Below are 6,392 nucleotides of genomic sequence, written 5' to 3' on the forward strand. Positions count from 1 at the left end.
AGCGTGGAAGATATTTTTGCCCATTACGTCCAGCACTAGCTTAGCTTGCTCAAACTGAGCATCACTGCCGCCAACAATAAATGTCAGCGTGCCCGCTTGAGCGCCACCTACCCCGCCAGACACCGGTGCATCCACAAAGCCAATGCCTTTTTCAGCACCGGCAGCGGCCACACGTCGGGCGGTGTCTGCGTCAATGGTAGAGCAGTCAATCACCAGCGCGCTTTGCTTGATGACATCAAACAGCGGCGCGTCGCCATCCACATACAGCCCGCGCACGTGCTTACCTGCTGGCAGCATGGAAATCACAAAGTCGGCATCCGTGGCAGCTGCCTGGGCAGAGCGAGCCACTTCACATCCGTGAGACTTAGCGACCTCAAGCGTCTCGGCCGAAAGATCAAACGCACGCACGTTAAAGCCTGCCTTAGCAAGATTGGCCGCCATCGGGCCACCCATATTACCTAAGCCAATAAACGCAACAGTGGTCATTGTTATTATCCTTATTTGTTAGTGACAAAATTTAAGACAGATCAGCAAGCGGGTTTTTATCCCAGGGCGATGCTAACAGCTCGTTAATAAAGGCGTCTTCAACCGATGCGACATCAGGATAGCTCCACGCGGGCTGGCCATCTTTATCAACTAGCAGCGCCCGCACACCTTCGGGGAACTCGCGATGAAGACAGCACTGCACTGAAAGCGCCATTTCAGACTGAAACACCTGCGCCAGCGACATATGCTTGGCGCGCGTTAGCTGTTCATCAATCAGCTTGATTGATACCGGGCTGCCGTGTGCCAAGGTTTGCTGGGCTTTACCGAACCACTTGTTCTCGCTTTTTACCGCGGTGATCGCCGCGACTATTTGCTCAACGCTGTCGTGATCCATTAATTCGCGAATCAGCGGTGAATGCTGATAAATGGGCGCATCAAGCTCAGCAAACACCGTCTGCGATGTCTGCTCAAGCTCACGCATAACGCGGTTCACCACGCCGTTGGCGTCGGTATTTTCACTTTTCCCCCAGCGAGCAGCGGTTAACTGCTGCAGCAGCGCATCACGGTGGTGGCTGGCTATACAGCGGTCGGCTAGGCCAAGGTGTACTGCATCCGGCGCATTAATCTGGCTGCCTGTCATGGCCAGAAAACGCCCGGCGCCGTTCGGCAGCCGATTTAAAAACCAGCTGGCACCCACATCAGGATAAAGGCCGATGGTGACTTCCGGCATGGCTAAACGTGAGGTTTCCGTGACAACACGATGGCTGCTGGCACTTAACAGGCCCATACCGCCACCCATCACAATGCCATTGCCCCAGCAGATGACCGGCTTAGGAAACGTGTGTAAGAGATAATCGAGCCGATACTCGGTCTCGAAAAAGCGCTCGGGGAAGTTAGGGTCGCCTTCACCGGCAATGGCTTTATAAAGATTGACCACATCGCCACCGGCGCAAAATGCTTTTTCACCAGCGCTGTCCAGCAGTACCGCGACTACCCGCTGATCTAAAGCCCAGGCATTTAAGCGAGGCAACATCTCTTCGCACATTTCAAGCGTCAGCGCATTTAGCGAACGCTCGGCATTGAGTTTTATTTCTGCAATCACATGCCCATCATGGGTGGCATGTTCGGTAAACAGTACGCTGCTCATTGGCCGTCCTTATTCTCTTAAAGCTCGGTGGCGCCGTCTGCCAATACCCGGCGAGAAATGATCAGGCGCATAATTTCGTTAGTGCCTTCAAGAATTCGGTGTACCCGGGTATCGCGCACGTAGCGCTCCATGGGGTACTCCTTGATATAGCCGTTACCGCCATAAAGCTGTAGCGCTTCATCGCATACCTTAAAGCCCACATCGGTGGCAAAGCGTTTTGCCATGGCGCAGTAGGCAGTCGCATCGGGGTGACCTGCATCTAACTTGGCCGCGGCCATACGCACCAACTGCCGTGCGGCAACCAGTTCGGTGACCATATCGGCTAAACGAAACTGCAGCGCCTGAAACTCCGCCAGCCGTTTACCAAACTGCTTACGCTCCAGCATGTATTCGCGGGCTTTGTTGATCGCCTGCTGCGCCGTACCAATCGAGCAAGTCGCAATATTTATTCGGCCCCCATCGAGCCCCTTCATGGCAATTTTAAAACCGTCACCTTCATTGCCAAGCAGATGATTAGCGGGCACACGCACTTCTTCGAACGTGATCATGCGCGTCGGCTGACTGTTCCAGCCCATCTTCTCTTCTTTGCGCCCGTAGCTGATGCCTTCAGCGTTAGCATCTACCGCAAAGGCAGAAACGCCGCCGGCACCTTCGCCACCGGTGCGCGCCATCACCACCAGAAAGTCGGTACTGCCTGCACCGGAAATAAACATCTTACTGCCGTTCAGCACGTAGTCGTCGCCATCGCGCTTGGCAGTGGTTTTCAATGAAGCGGCGTCTGAACCTGAATTGGGTTCGGTTAAACAGTAGGAGCCTAAAAGCTCCCCGGTGGCGAGTTTTTCGCCCCACTGTTTGACTGCATCTGGCGTACCAAAGTCTGCCAGCATCCAGGTCACCATATTGTGAATAGTGAGATAGGCGGTGGTTGAGGTGCAGCCCATGGAAAGCTGCTCAAAAATAATACTGGCATCTAAGCGCGAAAGGCCTAGCCCGCCTACGCTCTCGGGTGCGTAAAGCGAACAAAAGCCCAGCTCCCCCGCTTTACGAATCACATCAACGGGAAAGAATGAGGTTTGATCCCACTCAGCGGCGTGTGGCTCTAGCTCGTTTTGGGCGAAAGCTCGCGCCATATCAGCAAAGGCAACCTGGTCTTCATTAAGCTCAAAATTCATGGCGGATCTCCGCTAATGTGCGTACACACTGGCTGTTGTCGTTATAATTGACGTTAACGTTAACTTATCTATTTACCCCCTAACAAGCAACATAACCAAGCGTGCGACCTTAGATGTAGATAGAGTCTACCGTCACAAACGTAGCGCTAAAAAAAGGCGCCATACGGCGCCCAATATCGGCAAGCAAGAAACGTTAAAGCGACTCTTCTACTTAAAATTTTTGCGGTACATTTTGTCCAGCTCACCAATAATGCCGCTACGAAAACTCAGCACACAAACCACAAAGATGAGCCCCAAAATTACGCTAACCCAGTTGCCTAACGGCGATTGGGCGAGGATATGCTGCAGGCTAACCACCAGCCCTGCGCCCATCAAAGGTCCCAGCAAGGTACCCACGCCGCCTAGCAGCGTCATCAAAATGACCTCGCCGGACATATGCCAATGTGCATCGGTTAACGAGGCAAGCTGAAATACAACCGTTTTGGTCGAGCCGGCTAAGCCCGCCAAGCCCGCAGAGATCACAAACGCCACTAGTTTATAGGCATCGGTGTTGTAGCCCAGCGATACCGCCCGAGGCTCATTCTCGCGGATCGCTTTAAGCACCTGACCAAACGGCGAGTGCACGGTGCGCTGAATGAGCGCAAAGCCTGCGATGAATATCGCAAACACAAAGTAATACATCGATAGGTTACTGTTCAGACTGATCACTCCAAACAGATGCCCGCGGGGGACGCCGTGCAGGCCATCTTCACCGCCAGTAAACGGTGCCTGGATATACATAAAGTACACCAACTGAGCGATCGCCAAGGTCACCATGGCAAAATAGATACCCTGGCGCCGAATAGAGAGCACACCAAACAGTACGCCTAGTAGCGTTGCCATTAACGTACCGGCGAGAATACCTAGCTCCGGCGTTAATCCTGGATAGCTGGCCAGCAGGTAGCCGGTCACATAGCCGCCCGTCGCTAAGAAAGCCGCATGCCCAAAGGACAATAGCCCTGCATAGCCAAGCAGCAGATTAAATGCGCAGGCAAACAGTGCAAAACAGAGCACTTTCATTAAGAAAACGGGGTAGACCATGAAAGGCGCCACCAGCCCCACTACAATTAACGCCAGATAAAACATATTGCGGCGAAATTTGGCGCGTTTTTGGCGCTCAAGCACGGCCGTTGGCGCTAGCGTCGTTTGAGGTTCTGTCATGTTTATGCCTCCTTACCGAATAGCCCAGCGGGGCGCAACATGAGCACGAGGATCATGACAAGAAAGATCACCGTATTAGATGCTTCGGGGTAATACACTTTGGTTAAGCCTTCAATAATCCCCATCGCCAAACCGGTGATAACTGCGCCTAGAATCGAGCCCATCCCGCCGATGACCACCACCGCGAATACCACGATTAGTAGGCTTGAGCCCATCGTCGGTGACACGGGATAGAGCGGCGCCGCTAACACGCCGGCAAACGCGGCCAAACCGACGCCGAACCCATAGGTAAGCGTTATCAGCAGCGGTACATTGACGCCAAAAGCCTGCATCAGCTGGGCGTTTTCAGTGCCCGCCCGCAGGTAGGCGCCTAACCGCGTACGCTCGATCATGAACCAGGTAAATAGGCACATCGCCAAAGCGGCCACCAGCACCCAGGCGCGATAAGTGGGCAAGAACATAAAGCCAAGGTTCAAGCCACCTTGAAGAATCTCGGGCGTTGCATAGCGCGCCCCCGAAACACCAAAGAAATTGACCAGCGTACCTTCAAAAATAAGCGCTAAACCAAAGGTTAGAAGCAGCCCATAGAGATGATCCAAATGGGCGATGCGGCGCAGTAAAAACCGCTCCAACAACACACCGAAAGCACCGACCACAAGTGGCACTAAAAACAACGCCAGCCAATAGTTAATGCCCAGATAGCGAAAGCCCAGTAGCGCAGCGAAGGCGCCCAGCATGTATTGCGCCCCATGGGCAAAGTTGACGATTTTCAGTAGACCGAAGATGACCGCCAGGCCCAGGCTAAGCAGTGCGTAAAAGGCGCCGTTCACTAGACCTAGCGTTAGCTGGCCCATGAAGACAGCCATAGGCACGCCGAATATCATCGTCATGATGTGAATCTCCTCGCCATCAAGCGGTTGGCGGCATGACGCCGCCAACCATTGCTACACATCACGTGTAAAATCACTCCAGATGAGTTCTTATCCAAATTAGTTCTGTACCAGTTTGCACTGGCTTTCGGATAGCGGACGGTAGGCTTCTTCGGCGGGAATAGTGCTGAGGATCTCGTAAAGGTCCCATTCACCGGTAGACTCTTCTGGCGTTTTTACCTGGGCAAGGTACATGTCGTGCACCATGCGGCCATCTTCACGAATGCGGCCATTGCGTGCGAAGAAATCATTGATCGGCATCTCAGCCATTTGGGCACGAATGGTTTCAGGGTCGTCAGTACCGGCCTCTTCAACGGCTTTCAGGTAATGCATGGTGCTGGAGTAAATACCGGCTTGTACCATCGTCGGCATACTGCCCACTTCATCAAAGTAACGCTGAGCCCATTCACGCGACTGCTCGTCCATATCCCAGTACCAGCCAGTGGTCAGCAGCAGGCTTTGGGTGGCTTCTAAACCAAGCGCGTGAACATCGTTCAAGAAAATCAACAGGCCCGCTAGCTGCTGACCAGATTGAGTCAGGCCAAACTGGCTGGCCGTGGTGATGGCATTAACGGTATCGGCTCCCGCATTGGCTAGACCAACAATTTTGGCACCCGACCCTTGGGCCTGCAGGATATAAGACGAGAAATCGTTAGTCGGGAACGGATGGCGGACACCGCCGACGATTTCACCGCCGCTGGCTTCAACTACCTTGGTCACATCGGCTTCCAGGGCATGGCCAAAGGCGTAGTCTGCTGTCAGTAGGAACCATGTGTCGCCGCCCTGCTCTACGACCGCTTTCGCAGTACCGTTAGCCAGCGGATAGGTATCGTATACCCAATGAATGTGGTTAGGGGTGCAGTGTTCGTTGGTAACACTGGACGCCGCCGAGCCAGACACAATGCCGAGTCCGTTATTTTCCTCAAGCACTTTTGTGACCGCAATCGACACCGAGGAGGCGACCAGACCCGCCACCATATCGACGTTATTCTGGTCGATCCAACCACGCACCGTATTGGCACCCACGTCGGCACTGTTGCGGTCGTCTGCGCTGAACAACACAATTGGGCTACCGTTTACGCTACCGCCGAAATCCGCAACGGCCATTTCGAGTGCGGTTAGCCCGCCGGGGCCTGCCAAATCACGATAAGTACCGGACATATCGGCCAGGTAGCCAATTCGAACTTCGCTATCGCTTATTTCGGCGTGAGCGGTGGAAACAGCAATGCTCGCGGTGGCCGCAACGGCAATGCTGGCAGCCAGCTTTGTTTTGGTAATATTTTTCATAAAGGTCATGTTCGTCTCCTGGCCCTTAGAGCCTTTGTTGTTGTGTAACGACATACTTTTTATAGTGGTACTTATTTATAGTGGTACTTATTTATAGTGGTACTTATTTATAGTGGTACTTAGTTAGAGTGATGCTTAGGCGGGTAATGAAAAGGTGCGCTTAATCGGCGC

At 53.4% G+C, this 6,392-nt stretch carries 6 protein-coding genes; all 6 read right to left on the minus strand.

Annotation, left to right across the window (positions count from 1 at the left end):
* The coding region (locus tag ACTH5D_RS11020; RefSeq protein WP_441671156.1) for an NAD(P)-dependent oxidoreductase at window positions 1-486 on the minus strand (486 nt) is incomplete at its 3' end.
* A 31-nt stretch (window positions 487-517) separates the two neighbouring features.
* On the minus strand, window positions 518-1,633 hold the full coding sequence (locus ACTH5D_RS11025) for an enoyl-CoA hydratase/isomerase family protein (RefSeq protein ID WP_441671158.1): 1,116 nt from the start codon (window positions 1,631-1,633) through the stop codon (window positions 518-520).
* A 17-nt stretch (window positions 1,634-1,650) separates the two neighbouring features.
* On the minus strand, window positions 1,651-2,805 hold the full coding sequence (locus ACTH5D_RS11030) for an acyl-CoA dehydrogenase family protein (RefSeq protein WP_441671160.1): 1,155 nt from the start codon (window positions 2,803-2,805) through the stop codon (window positions 1,651-1,653).
* Window positions 2,806-3,012: 207 nt separating this feature from the next.
* Complete coding sequence (locus ACTH5D_RS11035) at window positions 3,013-4,005, minus strand: branched-chain amino acid ABC transporter permease (RefSeq protein ID WP_441671162.1); 993 nt, start codon at window positions 4,003-4,005, stop codon at window positions 3,013-3,015.
* Window positions 4,006-4,007: 2 nt separating this feature from the next.
* Complete coding sequence (locus ACTH5D_RS11040) at window positions 4,008-4,895, minus strand: branched-chain amino acid ABC transporter permease (RefSeq protein ID WP_441671164.1); 888 nt, start codon at window positions 4,893-4,895, stop codon at window positions 4,008-4,010.
* A gap of 99 nt (window positions 4,896-4,994) precedes the next feature.
* On the minus strand, window positions 4,995-6,230 hold the full coding sequence (locus ACTH5D_RS11045; RefSeq protein WP_441671166.1) for an ABC transporter substrate-binding protein: 1,236 nt from the start codon (window positions 6,228-6,230) through the stop codon (window positions 4,995-4,997).
* Between the last annotated feature and the right edge of the window lie 162 nt (window positions 6,231-6,392).

The sequence above is a fragment of the Halomonas sp. genome, assembly GCF_052095695.1.
GTDB lineage: Bacteria > Pseudomonadota > Gammaproteobacteria > Pseudomonadales > Halomonadaceae > Vreelandella.